The organism is Bacillus sp. PS217 (assembly GCF_037963535.1).
Lineage (GTDB): Bacteria > Bacillota > Bacilli > Bacillales > Bacillaceae > Bacillus > Bacillus subtilis.
The window spans coordinates 2,116,370-2,134,961 of record NZ_CP150157.1 but is presented as its reverse complement, the minus strand read 5'-3'; the positions used below and the strand labels follow the sequence as shown (position 1 = coordinate 2,134,961).

Annotated in this window: 13 protein-coding genes; 9 read left to right on the top strand and 4 right to left on the bottom strand. The window is 43.2% G+C overall.

Annotated elements, in window-relative coordinates:
- Nucleotides 1-6 precede the first annotated feature (6 nt).
- Entirely contained in the window at nucleotides 7-1,365 is a 1,359-nt protein-coding gene (locus tag NSQ83_RS10710; protein WP_106073492.1) for an MATE family efflux transporter, read from the bottom strand.
- Nucleotides 1,366-1,630: 265 nt separating this feature from the next.
- On the opposite strand from NSQ83_RS10710, the gene cdaS reads away from it, so the two are divergent.
- The 8 genes from cdaS to odhB all read left to right on the top strand — a co-directional run bounded on the left by cdaS (nucleotide 1,631) and on the right by odhB (nucleotide 13,253).
- Nucleotides 1,631-2,254 (top strand): cyclic di-AMP synthase CdaS, encoded by a 624-nt coding sequence (gene cdaS / locus NSQ83_RS10705; RefSeq protein WP_015251893.1) that lies wholly within the window; start codon nucleotides 1,631-1,633, stop codon nucleotides 2,252-2,254.
- A 235-nt stretch (nucleotides 2,255-2,489) separates the two neighbouring features.
- Nucleotides 2,490-3,707 (top strand): macrolide family glycosyltransferase, encoded by a 1,218-nt coding sequence (locus NSQ83_RS10700; RefSeq protein WP_004399256.1) that lies wholly within the window; start codon nucleotides 2,490-2,492, stop codon nucleotides 3,705-3,707.
- A gap of 381 nt (nucleotides 3,708-4,088) precedes the next feature.
- Nucleotides 4,089-5,333, top strand: coding sequence for a D-gamma-glutamyl-meso-diaminopimelic acid endopeptidase CwlS (gene cwlS / locus NSQ83_RS10695; protein WP_046663362.1), 1,245 nt, complete (start codon nucleotides 4,089-4,091; stop codon nucleotides 5,331-5,333).
- Nucleotides 5,334-5,425: 92 nt separating this feature from the next.
- On the top strand, nucleotides 5,426-6,016 hold the full coding sequence (locus NSQ83_RS10690) for a superoxide dismutase family protein (protein WP_015251895.1): 591 nt from the start codon (nucleotides 5,426-5,428) through the stop codon (nucleotides 6,014-6,016).
- A gap of 63 nt (nucleotides 6,017-6,079) precedes the next feature.
- On the top strand, nucleotides 6,080-6,994 hold the full coding sequence (locus NSQ83_RS10685) for a MoxR family ATPase (protein ID WP_015251896.1): 915 nt from the start codon (nucleotides 6,080-6,082) through the stop codon (nucleotides 6,992-6,994).
- A gap of 10 nt (nucleotides 6,995-7,004) precedes the next feature.
- On the top strand, nucleotides 7,005-8,921 hold the full coding sequence (locus tag NSQ83_RS10680) for a nitric oxide reductase activation protein NorD (protein WP_128422278.1): 1,917 nt from the start codon (nucleotides 7,005-7,007) through the stop codon (nucleotides 8,919-8,921).
- 228 nt (nucleotides 8,922-9,149) lie between these two features.
- Entirely contained in the window at nucleotides 9,150-11,984 is a 2,835-nt protein-coding gene (sucA, locus tag NSQ83_RS10675) for a 2-oxoglutarate dehydrogenase E1 component (protein WP_080529430.1), read from the top strand.
- 15 nt (nucleotides 11,985-11,999) lie between these two features.
- Nucleotides 12,000-13,253: a 2-oxoglutarate dehydrogenase complex dihydrolipoyllysine-residue succinyltransferase gene (odhB, locus tag NSQ83_RS10670; protein ID WP_014477077.1), complete on the top strand. Its 1,254-nt coding sequence runs from the start codon at nucleotides 12,000-12,002 to the stop codon at nucleotides 13,251-13,253.
- Nucleotides 13,254-13,302: 49 nt separating this feature from the next.
- Here the strand turns inward: odhB and NSQ83_RS10665 are convergent, their stop codons facing one another.
- A complete protein-coding gene (locus NSQ83_RS10665) occupies nucleotides 13,303-14,268 on the bottom strand; it encodes a bile acid:sodium symporter family protein (RefSeq protein ID WP_029726822.1) in 966 nt (321 codons plus the stop codon).
- Nucleotides 14,269-14,486: 218 nt separating this feature from the next.
- Between NSQ83_RS10665 and NSQ83_RS10660 the strand changes: the two genes are divergently transcribed.
- The gene (locus NSQ83_RS10660) at nucleotides 14,487-15,824 is read left to right on the top strand and encodes a sodium-dependent transporter (protein ID WP_014477075.1); all 1,338 of its coding nucleotides are present in this window, start codon (nucleotides 14,487-14,489) and stop codon (nucleotides 15,822-15,824) included.
- A gap of 32 nt (nucleotides 15,825-15,856) precedes the next feature.
- Here NSQ83_RS10660 and NSQ83_RS10655 read toward each other — a convergent pair whose 3' ends face one another.
- Both NSQ83_RS10655 and sqhC read right to left on the bottom strand, forming a co-directional pair.
- A complete protein-coding gene (locus NSQ83_RS10655; protein ID WP_015251901.1) occupies nucleotides 15,857-16,702 on the bottom strand; it encodes a superoxide dismutase in 846 nt (281 codons plus the stop codon).
- The gene (gene sqhC, locus NSQ83_RS10650) at nucleotides 16,692-18,590 is read right to left on the bottom strand and encodes a sporulenol synthase (RefSeq protein ID WP_339238363.1); all 1,899 of its coding nucleotides are present in this window, start codon (nucleotides 18,588-18,590) and stop codon (nucleotides 16,692-16,694) included. The genes NSQ83_RS10655 and sqhC overlap by 11 nt, the downstream gene beginning before the upstream one ends.
- Nucleotides 18,591-18,592 lie beyond the last annotated feature (2 nt).

Genomic DNA, 18,592 nt, shown 5'->3' with positions numbered 1-18,592 from the left:
CCTCTTTTAAATGTGTTGTTTTTGCGAATAACGTTTTTGCAGTTTTGCCAGCCTGAAAAACAGCCCAACTGCTCCGGCGGCGAGTCCTGCTATTAATCCAATCCAATAGCCGAATGCACCGAGGCTTGTAAACGTACCGACCATATAACCGACCGGAAGGCCAATGACCCAGTAAGAGACAAAAGCTGCCGCAAGCGTATAGTTCACATCTTTGTACCCTCTGAGTGCTCCCTGGATCGGTGCGGCAACAGCATCGGAAAGCTGAAAAAATAGCGCATAAATTAAAAAGTGCTGTGTCAGCCGGAGCACATCGGGGTCAGAAGTGTACATGCCCGCAATTTGCTCTCTGAATAAAAGGATACAGGCGGCAGTGAACAAAGAAAAGCCGATCGCCATCATGATGCCGATTAAGCTATATGAGCGTGCGTCCTTAAAACGGGCTGCACCCGCTTCAAACCCGACAACAATTGTTAGAGCCATGGACACGCTAAGCGGCAGCATATATAAAAGAGACGCAAAATTCATGGCTGCCTGGTGGGACGCGATGGTCACTGTATGAAAATGGCTCATGAGAAGCGTGACAGCTGCGAAAATGCTCGTTTCAAAAAACACGGCGAACCCAATAGGCAGCCCGATTTTGAGCAAATTTTTGCATGCTTTCCAAGAGAACTTATACATGGTAAGGAAAATCCCGTATTCAGAAAACGGTGCGTTTTTATGAATAATGAAAAAACTGATGATGCAGATACACCAGTAAGTTAACGCGGATGCCAGCCCCGCGCCTACACCCCCAAGTCCCGGCATTCCGAACTTCCCGAAGATAAATACATAATTCAATACAAAATTGATTGGAAGAGAACTGAGTGTAATCATCATGGTGACTCTCGTTTTTCCTAATGAGTCGATGAATGATCTCAACACGGTGTAAACAAATAAAGGGAAAATTCCCAGTGATAAAAAGCCTAAAAAGTGTTTAGCAATCTGATGCACGTGAATATCAAGGTTCAATCGGCCAAGAATAAGGTCAACTGCAGCATATCCAATCAATAAAACGGCGATGCTAAGTAGCGCGGCCACGTATACAGCCTGTAAAACAGTAAAGGGGATCTTCTGTTTTTTCTCTGCGCCTAATAGCTGAGCGACAATCGGGGTGACCGCCATTAATATACCTGCAAGTCCTGTGTAAACAGGGGTCCAAAGGCTTGAGCCAATCGCGACACCCGCTAAATCAGCGGGGCTGACTTTCCCTGACATCACCGTATCTAGAAAAGTCATAAGAGAAAGCCCCGCCTGGGTAATGAATATCGGTATTAAAATGTGCAAGAGCTGTTTGATTTTTTCCCGGGCGTTTTGAGTTTCTTTCATACATTGATCTCCGTTTCTTTTTCATAACGAGAGAAATTATAACATTTTATGTATAAAAAGCAATGAACGCCGGGCCTATTCTTTTTTTGTTGGTTTCGTTTTTCTAAACATTTGGGCATAAATAAAAGAAAGCGAAATCACGCCTAAAAAGGTGCAAATATACTGAATGATTCTTTCGATTTCCATTCTTTACATCCCTCCTTTACCAATAGAATGTGCATCAATAAGATAAGCATTCGTGAAAAGTTGGAAATTTGAACAGGAGATGAAGATTATGCGCTATGAGCAGATATCAGAAAATGCGTTCAAGGGGAAAATACAGGTGTACCTAGAGCAAATATTAGGTGATGCATCTCTAATCTTGAAAACGCTTCACGAAAAAGACCAGTGTCTCCTTTGTGAATTAGATGATTTGGGGCACATATTTCAGGACATGCAGGGGATTGCATCCTCCTTTTATTTGCAATCATACATTGAGGAATTTACGCCGGCATTTATTGAGCTGGCCAAGGCGATTAAAGCCTTATCGGAACATAAGCATGGAGCTTTAATTGTGATTGAAAGAGCAGACCCGGTTGAACATTTTATTCAAAAAGGCACCTCCCTACACGCCGAGATCAGCTCTTCATTAATTGAAAGCATCTTTTTTCCCGGAAACCCTCTTCATGACGGCGCTTTATTAGTGAGGGAAAACAAACTCGTGTCAGCAGCCAATGTGCTCCCGCTGACGACGAAGGAAGTGGATATCCATTTGGGAACCCGGCACCGGGCGGCTCTCGGTATGTCGGGCTATACGGATGCACTGGTGCTCGTGGTTTCAGAGGAAACAGGGAAGATGTCGTTTGCCAAAGACGGTGTATTATATCCGTTAATTTCACCAAGAACGTAAAAATAATAAAAAGGGCCTGATTAAGAATCCTATCATGAGACAAAATGACTGAATTCGTATCTTTATTAAAGCATTCGCTTCAAGCTGAATGCTTTTTGTCTTGAAGACAGGGAATATAAGCTGGTAGAAAAGTTATATGTAATGAATATTAATAAAGTGAAATACTTTACCTGTTTATGTATTTATAGTACCGTATAAAATATTATATAAATTTTCAAAGGAAGGGTGCTGCCGCATGGCAAATGTATTAATGATCGGTTTCCCCGGTGAAGGGCATATTAATCCCTCTATCGGTGTGATGAAGGAGCTGAAATCCCGGGGAGAAAACATTACGTACTACGCAGTGAAGGAATATAAAGAAAAAATCACAGCTCTTGATATAGAGTTTCGTGAGTATCATGATTTCAGGGGAGATTACTTCGGGAAAAACGCAACCGGCGATGAAGAAAGAGATTTCACAGAAATGCTCTGCGCTTTTTTGAAAGCCTGTAAGGATATCGCGACTCATATTTATGAGGAAGTCAAACATGAATCGTATGATTATGTCATATATGATCACCATCTTCTCGCGGGTAAAGTCATTGCCAACATGCTGAAGCTGCCAAGATTTTCATTGTGTACAACCTTTGCGATGAATGAGGAATTTGCGAAGGAAATGATGGGAGCGTACATGAAAGGATCACTTGAAGATTCACCTCATTATGAATCATACCAGCAGCTTGCAGAAACGTTAAATGCTGATTTTCAAGCAGAGATCAAGAAGCCATTTGATGTTTTTTTAGCTGATGGTGACTTGACAATCGTCTTTACATCAAGGGGATTTCAGCCACTGGCTGAGCAATTTGGCGAGCGATATGTATTTGTCGGTCCTTCCATTACAGAAAGAGCCGGAAACAATGATTTCCCATTTGATCAGATTGACAATGAAAACGTGCTGTTTATTTCAATGGGAACCATTTTTAATAATCAAAAGCAGTTTTTTAATCAATGCCTTGAAGTGTGTAAGGACTTTGACGGTAAAGTTGTGCTTTCCATCGGCAAGCATATTAAAACAAGTGAGTTAAACGACATTCCGGAGAATTTCATTGTACGCCCGTATGTCCCTCAGCTTGAGATCTTGAAAAGAGCCAGCTTATTTGTGACCCACGGCGGAATGAACAGCACAAGTGAAGGTTTGTATTTTGAAACCCCGCTCGTTGTCATTCCGATGGGAGGCGACCAATTTGTTGTCGCAGATCAGGTAGAAAAAGTCGGCGCAGGAAAAGTAATTAAAAAGGAAGAATTGTCTGAAAGCCTACTGAAAGAGACGATACAAGAAGTAATGAATAATCGTTCGTATGCTGAAAAGGCAAAAGAAATTGGACAATCACTGAAAGCGGCAGGCGGCTCTAAAAAAGCAGCCGACAGCATTCTTGAAGCTGTAAAACAAAAAACTCAATCAGCAAATGCATAGTGTAAAAGCCTGTTCTTATCGAAAGAACAGGCTTTTTGCCATTTCATAAGAATGCAGAGGAAGGGATTTGACACGCCGATAGAGAATTGATTAGAAAAATAGACAAGAAAGGAGGAGAAACTGCTTCGTTCATCGATAGAAAACCATCATTTTTACCCTCACTTAAATAGTTCCTTAGACTTTCGAAAAACATATCGTGCTTATGTAAAATGTTAGATGTTTATTTGAAGGTTTAAAGGTCGAACGATGCTGAAAATGCTGCGCCAAATGTTTGAAAAGGGTTTAACTTGCTGAAAAATTGACGATAAAACAGTTGTGTGCCATTTTTGGAAACAAAATACTAGCTGTTTTTACAAAAAAACAGTTTAGGAGGTTGAATGAATGAAAAAGAAGATTGTAGCCGGCTTGGCTGTTTCTGCAGTTGTTGGGTCGTCGATGGCCGCAGCACCCGCGGAAGCAAAAACGATAAAAGTAAAAAGCGGTGACTCTCTTTGGAAACTTTCCCGCCAGTATGATACGACAATATCAGCTCTGAAATCCGAAAACAAATTGAAATCAACGGTGCTTTATGTCGGACAAAGCCTTAAGGTTCCTGAAAGCAGCAAAAAAAGCACGACATCCCCATCTAACTCAAGCAAAACATCAACATACACAGTTGCATATGGTGATTCCCTATGGATGATTGCTAAAAATCATAAAATGAGTGTTTCTGAGCTTAAAAGCTTAAACAGCCTGAGCAGTGACCTGATTCGTCCGGGGCAAAAGCTTAAGATCAAAGGGACAAGCAGTTCAAGCGGATCAAATGGACCAAAGAAAAACAGCGGTTCCAATTCTTCAGGTTCTTCAAAAAGTACATATACGGTCAAGCTTGGTGACTCACTGTGGAAAATCGCAAACAGCTTAAATATGACTGTAGCCGAATTAAAAACCTTAAATGGCTTAACATCAGATACACTTTATCCTAAACAGGTGCTCAAAATAAAAGGAAGCAGTTCACCTAAGAACGGAAACAGCGGTTCCAAAAAGCCGTCAAACTCCAATCCCTCAAAAACAACGACGTACAAGGTAAAAGCAGGCGATTCACTGTGGAAAATTGCAAATCGGCTCGGAGTCACTGTCCAAAGCATCCGTGATAAAAACAATTTATCATCGGATGTGCTGCAAATCGGGCAGGTTCTGACTATTTCGGGAGCATCAAAATCTAATCCTTCAAATCCGACAAAGCCAACAAAGCCAAAAGATAACTCAGGGTCAAACATTCAAATAGGTTCGAAGATTGACAGAATGATAACGGAAGCGAAAAAATATGTCGGAGTGCCTTACCGATGGGGCGGAAACACGCCTGCCGGTTTTGATTGCAGCGGCTTCATTTATTACCTCATTAATAATGTATCATCTATATCAAGATTGAGTACGGCAGGGTATTGGAATGTCATGCAGAAAGTCAGCCAGCCGTCAGTAGGAGACTTTGTCTTCTTTACCACATATAAATCCGGCCCGTCTCACATGGGGATTTATCTAGGCGGCGGTGATTTTATTCATGCAAGCTCATCGGGCGTCGACATTTCCAATCTCAGCAATTCGTATTGGAAACAGCGGTACTTGGGCGCAAGAAGTTATTTTTAAAAATGAGTATGACAAAAAGCCTTTTATAGGCTTTTTTGTTTATACCAGACAATGATTGACCACACTGTTAGAAAAAACAAGGGGGAGACAGTATGTACCGTCTCTTGCTGTTGATGATGCTGACGGCACTGGGAGTTGCCGGATGCGGACAAAAAAAACCTCCAGACCCTCCTAACCGGGTGCCGGAAAAAAAAGTGGTTGAAACGTCAGCGTTTGGTCATCATGTCCAGTTGGTCAATCGTGAAGGGAAAGCAGTCGGCTTTATAGAGATCAAAGAATCAGATGATGAAGGCCTCGATATTCATATTTCCGCAAACAGCCTGCGTCCAGGTGCTTCTCTCGGTTTTCATATTTATGAGAAAGGTTCTTGTGTCAGGCCGGATTTTGAATCAGCGGGCGGTCCCTTTAATCCGCTGAACAAAGAACACGGCTTCAATAATCCGATGGGGCATCATGCCGGAGATCTGCCGAACCTTGAAGTCGGTGCTGATGGAAAGGTAGATGTCATAATGAATGCGCCTGACACTTCACTGAAAAAAGGAAGTAAACTAAATATTCTCGACGAGGACGGAAGTGCATTTATTATTCATGAACAAGCGGACGATTATCTGACAAACCCAAGCGGCAATTCCGGTGCGCGTATTGTCTGCGGAGCCCTTTTGGGAAATAACGAGAAGCAGTAATATCATCCAAGCCCTTTTGTATTGAGCATACAGGGGCTTTTTTAGTATACTCGTTAATGGAATATGAATAGGAAAGGGAATCTGTCTATGACAACTCAACTACAGCACTTAACATTGCCGGAAGATATACAACAAAAGCTTTTATCATATAAAGAGCAGCCTATTTCCCCGGAGTTTCAATCGCTTATAGGAACATCAGGCTATGAGGCGGAGGATGAAGCCATTCTATTTGACGCCATTATTGCATTAGCCATGGGGAAAAATGTCCTGCTGAAAGGGCCTACAGGTTCAGGAAAAACAAAGTTGGCAGAAACATTGTCCAGCTATTTTCATAAACCGATGCACAGCGTCAACTGTTCAGTCGACTTGGATGCTGAGGCATTGGTCGGTTATAAAACGATTGAAAATCAATCTGGCCAGGCGACAATCGAGTTTGTTTCAGGACCTGTTACAAAGGCAATGAAGGAAGGCCATTTTCTTTATATAGATGAAATCAATATGGCGAAGCCAGAAACACTGCCTATTTTAAACGGTGTATTAGATTACAGAAAAATGATGACAAATCCGTTTACAGGCGAGGTCATACGGGCTAAAAGCGGTTTCGGAGTCATTGCAGCCATCAATGAAGGCTATGTCGGAACTGTTCCTCTGAATGAAGCGTTGAAAAACCGTTTTGTCATCATTGATGTGCCTTATATTAAAGGCGAGCTGCTGAAACAAGTGCTCATGTCTCAGTCAGCCCTGAAAGACGAGAAATTGATTGACAGATTTATCACGCTTTCCTCTGACTTGATCGTTCAGGCCAATAACGGACAGGTGTCTGAAGAAGCGGCATCCATCAGAGCTTTACTCGATACATGTGATTTAGCTGCTTATATTCCGCCGCGTCGTGCCATTGAGCGGGGAATTGTAGAAAAGCTTGATGATGATCGGGAAAAAGCGGCCGTCCGAAATATTGCAGAAACTCTATTTGAATGAGGGGGCTGCGATGAAATTTATCAAATTTAACGACAGCACGATTGATTCATTTTTATTTATGATGCTGACTGATTTGGCCAAAACACTCACCAAGAGTGAAGCGGTAGAAGTGGAGTATGGCGTTCAGTCCTATTACAATCCATTTGAAAAGAAAATCTATATGAGCCACTTTTGGAAAGACAGGGCAGCTGAGGACATGGAAGCGGGTCTGAAAAGCGACGTCTACCTGCGTTCAGTCGGAACAAGATATAGCTCGCTGCATGAGTTTGCGAACTTTTTGAATGATATCCATCGTCATCTCACCTTTAAAAGTTTTGCCAAGCAGCTCTTTATGCTGCTTGAAGACATTAGGATCGAAGAATGCATCAAACGTGAGCGTCCGGGTACGAAACATGTATTTGCGAAGCGAAAAGACATGTACAGAAAACATTTCTCAACCCAGCTGACCTTAAATTTGGAACGAAGCATTTTTACCGATGCGCTCTTTTGCGCGATCTATGTCAAGCTCACAGCGGAATCGCCGCTCGAGACCCTTCCATCCATACGTGAAGATATCGATCTGATGCGCCCGTTTATTGAGCAGCAGCTCTTGCGTGTGTATGAAGCAGATTCGACACGGCAGGTTCTGAAAATTGTTGAGGACCTCATGGACGGACTTGAAGAGGTGCTCGATAAAGACATGTTGAACACCTACTTCTTTTTGCCTGAGCTTGACTACGCAAAAGCTGCAGAACAGCCGTTATTTGAAGAAGAGAAAAAAGCGCCGAAGCTGAGTGATGACATCACGCTTCCAAAACAATCAGACGGTGATGAGGATATCCATGAAGAAGAAATGCCGACATGGCACCGGGAAACAGAAGCACCGTCTAAAAGCTTCCTTCAATTTGATATTGAACACGGCGCAAAATCAGATTTAGGAAAAGATGCTTCAAGGGAAGGCGACGATGGAGATCAGGCCCTTGGCTCTGTTCAAGGATCAGCCAGACAAACGAAACGGAAAGACTATTCCAAGCTTGAAGCGCTGGAGTCCCAAAAAGACCAGCCGAACGGAGCGGGTATGGCTGACGGCAAAGAAAATAAATACGCATTTCCAATTTATAAAGAACCGCAGCCGGCAACAAATGAAGAAGAGCTTTCTTATAAACAGCAGGCAAAAACGATTGAGTCGTATCAAAAGCGTTTGAAACAAATGATTCAAAAAACACTGGAGCATAAAAAAACATTGCCGAGAACAGACCTTCATGTCGGGAGACTGAACAATAAGCTTCTTCGCTACTTCACTGAGCGAAATCCGCGCCTGTTCTACAAAAAGCAAGAACCATCTTCAGAAATCGACGCAGTTTTTACATTGCTGGTCGATTGTTCAGCCAGCATGTTCGACAAAATGGACGAAACAAAACGAGGAATCGTGCTGTTTCACGAAGCGTTGAAATCGGTAGCGGTTCCGCATCAGATTGTCGGGTTCTGGGAGGACACAAATGATGCAACCGAAACAAGCCAGCCAAACTATTTCAATACGGTTATTCCCTTCCGATCATCATTAAGACAAGAGTCTGGACCGGCCATTATGCAGCTTGAGCCAGAAGAAGATAACCGTGACGGGTACGCAATTAGGCAGATGACGAAAAAAATGCTGCATCGCAGCGAGGCGCAAAAGTTCTTAATTGTTTTCTCAGATGGAGAGCCGGCCGCATTTGGCTACGAACAAAATGGGATCGTCGATACAAGTGAGGCGGTTATCGAAGCCCGAAAAAGAGGAATAGAAGTGATAAATGTTTTTCTCTCCAACTCAGAAATAGAAGAATCGCAAATGAAGACGATCCAGGATATGTACGGAAAATTCAGTATATTTGTCCCGGATGTTGATCAGTTACCGGATGTTCTGTATCCGTTGCTGAAAAAACTGCTTCATAAAAGCATAGGGTAGCCCTTAATCCTATGCTTTTTGGCGTTTGTTTTTTCGAATGATTAAATTTTTTGTTTTTTATAAAGGTTTTTTACTATTTTGTGAACAATCAAGGTAGAATCAAATTGCAAACAGTGGTAAAATATCGTTGGAAGCGTTTTTATTACATAATTTTGGACACAGCGTTCGAAAGTTATTTCAAGATAGTGAATCAATCACTTGATTATCTAAGTTGGGGGTAATATTCAAATGTTTCAAAATAGTATGAAACAACGAATGAATTGGGAAGATTTTTACGGTCCGAACCTCGGCTATGCGCTGGAGCTTTACGATCAATATACCCAGGATCCGGACAGCATTGACCCGGATTTGAAGGAAATGTTCGACGAGCTCGGTGCTCCGCCAAGCGATATAAAAGAGGCCTCGGGAACAAAAGAAAAGGGACGTGTTACAGCCGATCTGATTCAAAAGATCGCATCCGCAGTCAGACTTGCAGAAGATATCCGAACCTATGGCCATTTGAACGCTTCCGTCAATCCGCTCAGAAAGGATGGGAAAAAGAGCGAACTTTTTCCATTATCCGATTACGGGCTAACAGAAGAGGAAATAAAAGCAATACCTGCGTCTGTCATCTGCAAAGACGCTCCTAAAAACATTACGAACGGTTTAGAAGCCATTCAGTATTTACGAAATACGTATAAAAGAACCATCTCTTTTGAATTTGACCATGTGCATGACTTCAAAGAGCGCGAGTGGCTGACAAGAAAGATTGAATCTGGCGAGCTGTTCCAGAAGAACTCAGCTGAAAAACTGTCGGCTGTGCTGGAAAGACTGACTGAAGTAGAGGGCTTCGAGCAGTTTTTGCACCGCACATTCGTAGGGCAGAAGCGCTTTTCCATTGAGGGTCTGGACGCTCTTGTTCCAGTGCTTGATGACATTATTGCACAATCTGTCAAATCAGGTACGACAAGTGTCAACATCGGGATGGCGCACAGGGGACGCCTGAATGTCTTGGCACATGTGCTCGGCAAACCGTATGAAATCATCTTCTCTGAATTCCAGCATGCGCCGAACAAAGATCTTGTCCCGTCTGAGGGATCAATTGGAATCAGCTACGGATGGACAGGGGATGTCAAATACCATTTGGGGGCGAATCGGGAGCTTCAAGACGCTGAAACAAAATCAGCGCGCATTACGTTAGCGAACAACCCGAGCCACTTGGAATTTATCAATCCGATTGTTGAAGGCAGCACAAGAGCGGCACAGGAAACGCGAACACAAAGCGGATACCCGGTACAAGATGAAACAAAATCGCTGGCCATTTTAATCCATGGAGACGCTGCATTCCCTGGGGAAGGAATTGTAGCTGAAACATTGAATTTAAGCTCTTTAAAAGGGTATCAAGTAGGCGGTGCGATTCATATTATCGCCAATAACATGATCGGATTCACAACAGAAAGCGCTGAATCCAGATCGACAAAATATGCCAGCGACCTGGCCAAGGGTTATGAAATTCCGATTGTTCACGTGAATGCGGACGATCCTGAAGCTTGTCTTTCAGCTGTTAAGTTTGCGGTCGAATACCGAAAAACATTCAACAAAGATTTTCTGATTGATTTGATCGGGTACAGACGCTATGGACACAACGAAATGGATGAACCGTCAACCACTCAGCCAATGCTGTATGACGCTGTCAGAAAGCATCCGACCGTCAAACAAATTTTCGCTGAAAAGCTGGTAAAAGAAGGCGTGCTTACCGAGGAAGTTGTTCAAAACATCGAAAAATCGGTAACGAAGCGCATTGAAGATGCATATCAGAAAGTTCCGTCTAAAAAGGAACACACTGCCTGTGAAATTGAACTTCCAGAGCCTGTATCAAACGGTTTCCCAGATGTGGACACTTCGATTGATTTTGATGTGCTCCGCAAGCTGAATGGCGAATTGATCAACTGGCCGGAGTCATTTAATGTTTTCGGCAAGCTAAAGCGCATTTTAGAAAGACGCGCCAAGGCGTTCGATGATGACAGAAAAGTGGAATGGTCTTTGGCAGAATCACTCGCGTTTGCTTCAATTTTGAAAGACGGAACACCGATTCGTTTAACAGGACAGGATTCCGAGCGCGGAACGTTTGCCCAAAGAAACCTTGTGCTTCATGACAGTGAGACGGGCGAAGAATTTGTGCCGCTTCATCACTTATCTGACTGCAACACATCATTTGCTGTTCATAACAGCCCGCTGTCTGAAGGATCGGTTCTCGGTTTTGAATACGGCTATAACGTGCATTCACCGGAAACGCTTGTTTTGTGGGAAGCGCAGTACGGAGATTTTGCCAACGCTGCTCAAGTGTATTTTGACCAATTTATTTCTGCCGGACGCGCGAAATGGGGCCAAAAATCCGGATTAGTCATGCTGCTTCCGCACGGTTACGAGGGACAGGGGCCTGAGCACTCAAGCGGAAGAATCGAGCGATTCCTGCAGCTTGCAGCGGAAAACAACTGGACGGTTGCCAACCTGACAAGCGCGGCACAGTATTTCCATATTTTAAGAAGACAGGCTAAAATGCTGCTTCGTGAAGAAATCAGACCGCTCGTCATTATGACGCCGAAGAGCCTTCTTCGCAACCCAAATACGGTGTCGGAAGTGCAGGAGCTCAGCGAAAGCCGCTTCCAGCCTGTTTATGAACAGTCGGGACTTTCTCATGACTATGAAAAAGTAACCAGACTTGTATTATCCAGCGGTAAAGTGTCTATAGACATCAGTGATCATTTTAATAAGTTAGAAGACGGTAAAGAGTGGCTTCACATTGCGAGAATCGAACAGCTGTATCCATTCCCGGCAAAAGGAGTCAAAGAATTATTTGCAAAACTTCCGAACCTGAAAGAAATCGTTTGGGTGCAGGAAGAGCCGCAGAACATGGGGGCTTGGGGTTATATCAGCCCGTATTTGACAGAGATTGCACCAGAGGGAGTAAGCGTTCAATATATTGGACGAAGAAGACGATCCAGCCCTGCAGAGGGAGATCCGACAGTTCATAAAAAAGAACAGGAACGTATTGTATCTGATAGCTTGACTCGCAAAAACTAAGGGGGAAATGAAAAAATGGCGGAAATTAAGGTACCTGAATTAGCAGAATCAATCTCAGAAGGAACAATAGCCCAATGGTTAAAGCAGCCTGGTGACTATGTAGAACAGGGTGAATATCTGCTTGAACTAGAAACGGATAAAGTGAATGTTGAATTGACAGCAGAAGAATCGGGTGTACTTCAAGAGGTATTGAAAGATTCGGGTGATACCGTCCAGGTCGGAGAAATTATCGGTACGATTTCAGAAGGCGCGGGTGAAAGTTCTGCCCCTGCTCCTACAGAGAAAGCAGAAAGCAAGGAAAGCGTAAAAGAAGAGAAACAGGCTGAACCAGCTGCACAAGAGGTGAGCGAGGAAGCACAATCTGAAGCAAAATCAAGAACAATTGCTTCTCCGTCGGCCCGTAAGCTGGCGAGAGAAAAAGGAATTGACCTGTCTCAAGTTCCAACTGGAGATCCGCTTGGAAGAGTGCGCAAGCAGGATGTCGAAGCGTACGAAAAACCGGCATCAAAACCGGCTCCTCAGCAAAAGCAGCAGCCTCAGGCTCAAAAAGCACAGCAAAGCTTTGACAAACCTGTTGAAGTGCAAAAAATGTCACGCCGCAGACAAACGATTGCAAAACGCCTTGTAGAGGTACAGCAAACATCAGCGATGCTGACCACATTTAATGAAGTGGACATGACGGCTGTCATGAATCTCAGAAAACGCCGCAAAGATCAATTCTTTGAGCAAAATGAAGTGAAGCTCGGCTTTATGTCTTTCTTCACGAAAGCGGTCGTGGCTGCATTGAAAAAATATCCGCTGTTGAATGCAGAAATTCAAGGCGATGAGTTGATCGTTAAAAAATTCTACGATATCGGAATCGCTGTTGCTGCTGATGAAGGCCTTGTCGTTCCGGTTGTGCGGGATGCGGATCGCCTGACATTTGCAGGAATCGAAAAAGAGATCGGCGAGCTTGCGAAAAAAGCAAGAAACAATAAATTAACCCTTAGCGAGCTTCAGGGAGGCTCCTTCACGATTACAAACGGAGGGACTTTCGGTTCATTGATGTCAACTCCAATTTTAAACAGCCCGCAAGTCGGTATACTGGGCATGCATAAGATTCAACTGCGCCCTGTAGCCATTGATGAAGAGCGTTTCGAAAACCGTCCGATGATGTATATCGCTTTATCTTATGATCACCGAATTGTAGACGGTAAAGAAGCGGTTGGTTTCCTCGTGACAATCAAAAATTTACTGGAAGATCCTGAACAGCTTTTATTAGAAGGATAATAAAAAAGGGTACATCACGATAAAGTGATGTACCTTTTTTGATGCATATTTAAAGTGATAGATTGCTGCTTTTGGATCCAGCTCGTTTCTTTTTCACTTTTTTCGACCAATATGTTGCAAGCATAGAACCTGAAAGGTTATGCCACACACTGAATATTGCGCTTGGTACGGCAGATAGCGGTGAGAAATGAGCCGTGGCAAGTGCAGCCCCAAGTCCGGAGTTTTGCATGCCGACTTCGATTGCGATCGCTTTTTGAGACGGGTAATCCATTTTTAAAAGCTTTGCACAAAGAAACCCAAGTAAATAACCGATACCGTTATGCAGGATAACAACTGAAAAAATGAGCAACCCCGATTGAAGCAGATTTTCCCGATTGCCGCTGACGACAGCTGAGACAATCGCAACGATGCCAATGACAGAAACAAGAGGAAGGGCATGTACGGCTTTTGCCACTTGTTTTCTGAAAAACATTTTGACAATCAGACCTGCAATGATCGGAAATAAAACCGCCTGTAAGATTGAGATAAACAAAGACCCTGGCGAGACAGGAAGCCATTCTTTGGCAAACAGCATAATCAACAACGGTGTTACAACAGGTGCCAATAAGGTAGAAATTGTCGTAACCGCAACAGAAAGGGCAGTATTTCCTTTTGCTAAGAATGTCATAACATTAGATGCAGTTCCCCCGGGACAGCAGCCGACAAGAATAACACCAACTGCGATTTGAGCTGGAAGATGAAGCCCAAATGCGAGGCCGAAAGCAACGAGCGGCATGATCGTATACTGGGCTATTACTCCAATAATAACTTGCCAAGGCTTTCTTACCAGCTCTTTGAAATCATCGGCTTGCAGTGTAAGGCCCATCCCAAACATGATAATGCCAAGAAAAATCGTAATATAAGAACTGATCCACGTAAATAAAGATGGGAAAGAAAATCCCAGCACTGCAAAAACAATGACCCATATGCCAAAGGTTTGTCCTGCAAAATGACTTATTTTTCTAATGATGTCCATAAAAACACTCCTAACACACTTATCAAGAACTTCAGCAGAAATTCTTACAAATTTCATAACATTCTCTTATTATAAATAATTTTCTGAATAATTCAATATTAGTTTTTAGCAGATGTCTATAGATATATAATGTAAACTAATTAAAATGTTCTTGACTATATAGGAAGATATTCTTACAATGAACCTTTATAATGGTTAGATCAAATAGGAGTGATACGGTGAAGGAAGCAAATCAATGGTCTTCGAAGCTCGGCTTTATTTTAGCCGCGGCAGGATCAGCTATCGGGCTTGGTGCGATATGGAAATTCCCATATGTTGCCGGAACCAGCGGAGGAGGCGCATTTTTACTTATTTTTATTTTATTTACGGTTTTAATCGGACTGCCTTTATTGTTAGGTGAATTCATCATAGGCAGAAGAACACAGAAAGATGCCGTTCAGTCCTATAAAACACTTGCTCCAGGAACGAAGTGGCATTGGATCGGTTATTTAGGTATGGTGACGTGCTTTATTCTTCTATCTTTCTACAGTGTCGTAGGCGGATGGATTTTAATTTATATTATAAAAGGCTTCACTGGCGGTTTATCGCAAACATCTGGTTTTGATACGATATTTGCAAGTACCATTTCAAATCCTTATTTGGCTGTAGGAGGCCAGCTGCTCTTTATGGTGGTAACAATTTTAGTTGTTGCAAAAGGGGTAAGCAGCGGAATTGAAAAAGCAAGCCAAGTATTAATGCCGGCGCTTTTTCTATTATTCATCATTTTAATGGTGCGTTCGGTTACACTTGATGGCGCGATGGAAGGAATCAAATTTTTCCTGATGCCTGATTTAACTGCAATTGATGCCAATACCATTTTATATGCAATGGGACAATCCTTTTTCTTATTAAGTGTCGGTGTATCTGTCATGGTAACGTATAGCGCTTATTTAGAGAAACAGGAAAATCTGGTACAGTCCGCTGTATCTGTAACTGTTATGAACATGCTTGTTGCTGTAATGGCCGGAATTGCGATTTTTCCAGCTGTCTTTTCATTCGGCCTCAAACCAGACCAAGGCCCGGTTCTGTTATTTAACGTGCTGCCGACTGTGTTTAATCAAATGCCGTTCGGAATTATCTTTTTATTAGCATTTTTACTTCTATTTTTATTTGCTGCATTGACATCTGCTTTTTCAATGCTGGAAATTTTGGTCGCAGTACTGTCGAAAGGCGATGTCAATAAGAGAAAACGATTCGCTTGGTTAGGCGGAATTGCTATTTTTATTGTCGGTGTGCCGTCTGCATTATCATACGGTGTCTTAAGTGACGTCACTATATTTCATCTGTCTATTTTTGATGCGGCCGACTATCTTGTGAGCAATATTTTAATGCCGTTAGGTGCGTTACTGATTTCGATTTTTGTCCCGCTTAAAATACCGAAACAGGATTTGTTTGACGAGCTGAAAAGCGGTTCCAATCTCAAACGAAAGTGGTTTGCGGTTTGGCTGCTGCTCATTCGATATCTATCTCCTGTTGCCATCATCATCGTGTTTTTGCATGTGGTAGGGATTTTTTAAAACACGGAGCCCCCGAGGAAAGGGGGCTTTTTTTAATAGAGCTTCCAAACGACTTCTTTTGCCTGCTCAAAACGTTTTTCAGCCTCGCGCCAATCCACGACATTCCACCAGTGATCGACATAGCTGGCCCGGTCATTTTTGTATTGCAAATAGTAGGCATGCTCCCATACGTCAAGCGGTAAAAGGGGGATTACATCCCATTGGCTGAAGAGCTGGTGTTTTTCTGCCGTTAAAATCTCCAGCCGTCCTGATCGAGGTGCCCAGACCAGAATGGCCCAGCCGACGCCTTCCACTTTTTTAGCGGCTTGGGTAAAATGTTCTTTAAAAGCGGAATAGCTTCCAAATGAAAGGTCTATCATTTGGAACAATGCCCCTGTAGGACGCCGTTTTCCGTTTGGATGCATAGAAAACCAAAAAATACTATGCAAATAATGGCCTGCTCCATGGAACGCAAGCTCTCTTTCCCAATGAGTGATTAAGTCATAATTCTTTGTCGCTCTCGCTTTTTTAAGCTCTGATTCTGCTTTGTTCAGGCCATCGACATAGCTTTGATGATGTTTTGTATGATGAAGGACCATAATATCGCGTGAAATATAAGGTTCTAAGGCGGAGTATTTGTAGGGAAGCTTTGGCAGCACGTGTTTCCCTATAGGGACATAAGCGCGTCTTTCACTTGTATCATCTGATTCTGTTATATCCCGATAAAGGGCAGCGGCCTGTTTATACCAATCTTCTTCTGTTGTTTGATCATCTTCAAGAGCCTCAATCATCTTGTCGATTTGATCTTCAAACTGGTCAAGCTGTCCCCGCTTTTGAATCTGGTCTTTCAGGGCTTCACACCAATTGAACATCTCCGTTTGATAAGATTCACGTTTCATTTGCTGTCTCCTTTTCAATAGAATCTAAATACTTCCCGACAGCCAGCAAAGAGAATACATATGGATAACTGTGATAGCGAATATAAAATTGCTTCGGCAATCCGATCCCTGCTGGATATGCGAGGCTATCGGCACTATGCGAACTGCTGTCGGTAAGGTATTGCATGCCATTCACAACTGACGGGTGTTCGGAATTTTCATATGTGAGCAAAGCGTCTAAAGCCCAGGCCGTTTGTACAATGGTTCCTCTATGAAGCGGTACATATGTTTTGATTTCGGCGCTTTTGCAGGATTCTCCCCAGCTTCCGTCATCATTTTGTATGGATTTGAGCCAACGCAGAGCCTTTTGTATACCGGGATGCTTTCGGTCAACCCCGCATGCATGCATACCAGTAAGAGCAGCCCAAGTGCCGTAAATGTAGCAAACACCCCATCTGCCGTACCATGACCCATTTTGTTCCTGATGTTCGAAAAGCCAGTTCACAGCGCGTTGAATATGTTGATGTTTTTTTGTGAAGCCAACTTTCTCGCCTAAAAAGTGCAGTACACGTCCGGTGAGGTCGGCGGTTGAAGGGTCAACTGCAGCGTCCTCGGCGGATTCAAGCGGCAGCAGGCGGATCAGCGGATGGTTCACGTTTTTTTCGAAAGCAGAAAATCCGCCGTCATTGTTTTGCATCGATAAAAGCCAAGATACCCCCCGCTCCCATGCTGCAGGAGAATGATTGCGGGGAATCGCCTTTAAAACGGCTGCAGTGTCGTCACAGTCAGGGTTATTTGTATTAATGTTTGAAAACCCCCAGCCGCCAGGAACTGAATTTGGATTTTTGACAGACCAATCTGCTGTTTTGGTATGCTGGCGTTCTAGCAAAAAGTCGGCTGCTTTTGTAACAGAGCCATCCGTTTCGGTCACACCATTTTTTTGTAGGGCATAGCTGATTAGAGCTGTATCCCAAACAGTTGAAGTAGAGTTTTCCAGATAAGGAACCCCGTTGCATTTAGTCACCAGTGATTTAATGCCGGTAATCGCCCTCCTGATAACAGGAGAATAGTGTGACACACCAAGTGACAGAAGGCTGTAAACCATATATATGGTTGCGCTCGCATAGCTGTATAATGTTCCATCTTTTTCAATCCGGTCCAGCATATACGTTTTAGCTGTCTGTAGGCCCAGCTGCTGAAAAGCAAATGGTGCATGAAAAACGCGTTTCCAATGTGACAAAATAGACGTGAGATCTCTTTCTTCGAAAGCATCAGACCGAAGCCAAGTGAAAGGATTTTTTGTCATGTGCGGATCGAGATGGTGAAGAGATGAAATATTGCGGTTAATAAGGAAAAATCGCTGATTGAGTGTTACAGCCATAGGAGCAAAATGAATACGGGCATATGAGCTGAACTGATAGAAATGAATCGGCAATGTTGGGGGGAGCGCCATGAGTGATAATGGTAAATACAAAGCAGGCCAAGGATAAAGCCCGTTCGCGGCAAGCATCCATTTTGTCATAAAATGAACATGTCTCAAACCGCCATGTGAGATGATAAATTGTTCAGCTTTCTTCATGTGCGGCTCAGTTCTGTGAAAACATCCTGAAGCCAGCATCCCGACATATCCTTGGACCGTAGCCGTTAGATTTCCGCGCGTTTCATCGGGATAGTTGATAAATGTGCCGTCTGGCTGCTGTTTTGCATGAATGCCGGCTGCAAGGGATGATATCAGTTCTTTTTCATTTTCGCCTTCATCTAGTGAGGTAAGGAGCAAAATAAAAAAGGAATTTGTCATGATTGGTCCTTCAAAGCAAAATGTCCATGATCCATCAGCATTTTGCCTATCTCTTAACTCCGTAATGGTTTTCTTTTGAAAACGCCTCACTTTCTCCTGAAGTGTGCCCATCA

Bases quoted from the DNA above. Each gene is read 5' to 3' on its own strand.
- NSQ83_RS10710 (WP_106073492.1), bottom strand. From the start codon at position 1,365: ATGAAAGAAACTCAAAACGCCCGGGAAAAAATCAAACAGCTCTTGCAC.
- cdaS (WP_015251893.1), top strand. From the start codon at position 1,631: ATGAAGATTATGCGCTATGAGCAGATATCAGAAAATGCGTTCAAGGGG.
- NSQ83_RS10700 (WP_004399256.1), top strand. From the start codon at position 2,490: ATGGCAAATGTATTAATGATCGGTTTCCCCGGTGAAGGGCATATTAAT.
- cwlS (WP_046663362.1), top strand. From the start codon at position 4,089: ATGAAAAAGAAGATTGTAGCCGGCTTGGCTGTTTCTGCAGTTGTTGGG.
- NSQ83_RS10690 (WP_015251895.1), top strand. From the start codon at position 5,426: ATGTACCGTCTCTTGCTGTTGATGATGCTGACGGCACTGGGAGTTGCC.
- NSQ83_RS10685 (WP_015251896.1), top strand. From the start codon at position 6,080: ATGAATAGGAAAGGGAATCTGTCTATGACAACTCAACTACAGCACTTA.
- NSQ83_RS10680 (WP_128422278.1), top strand. From the start codon at position 7,005: ATGAAATTTATCAAATTTAACGACAGCACGATTGATTCATTTTTATTT.
- sucA (WP_080529430.1), top strand. From the start codon at position 9,150: ATGTTTCAAAATAGTATGAAACAACGAATGAATTGGGAAGATTTTTAC.
- odhB (WP_014477077.1), top strand. From the start codon at position 12,000: ATGGCGGAAATTAAGGTACCTGAATTAGCAGAATCAATCTCAGAAGGA.
- NSQ83_RS10665 (WP_029726822.1), bottom strand. From the start codon at position 14,268: ATGGACATCATTAGAAAAATAAGTCATTTTGCAGGACAAACCTTTGGC.
- NSQ83_RS10655 (WP_015251901.1), bottom strand. From the start codon at position 16,702: ATGAAACGTGAATCTTATCAAACGGAGATGTTCAATTGGTGTGAAGCC.
- sqhC (WP_339238363.1), bottom strand. From the start codon at position 18,590: ATGGGCACACTTCAGGAGAAAGTGAGGCGTTTTCAAAAGAAAACCATT.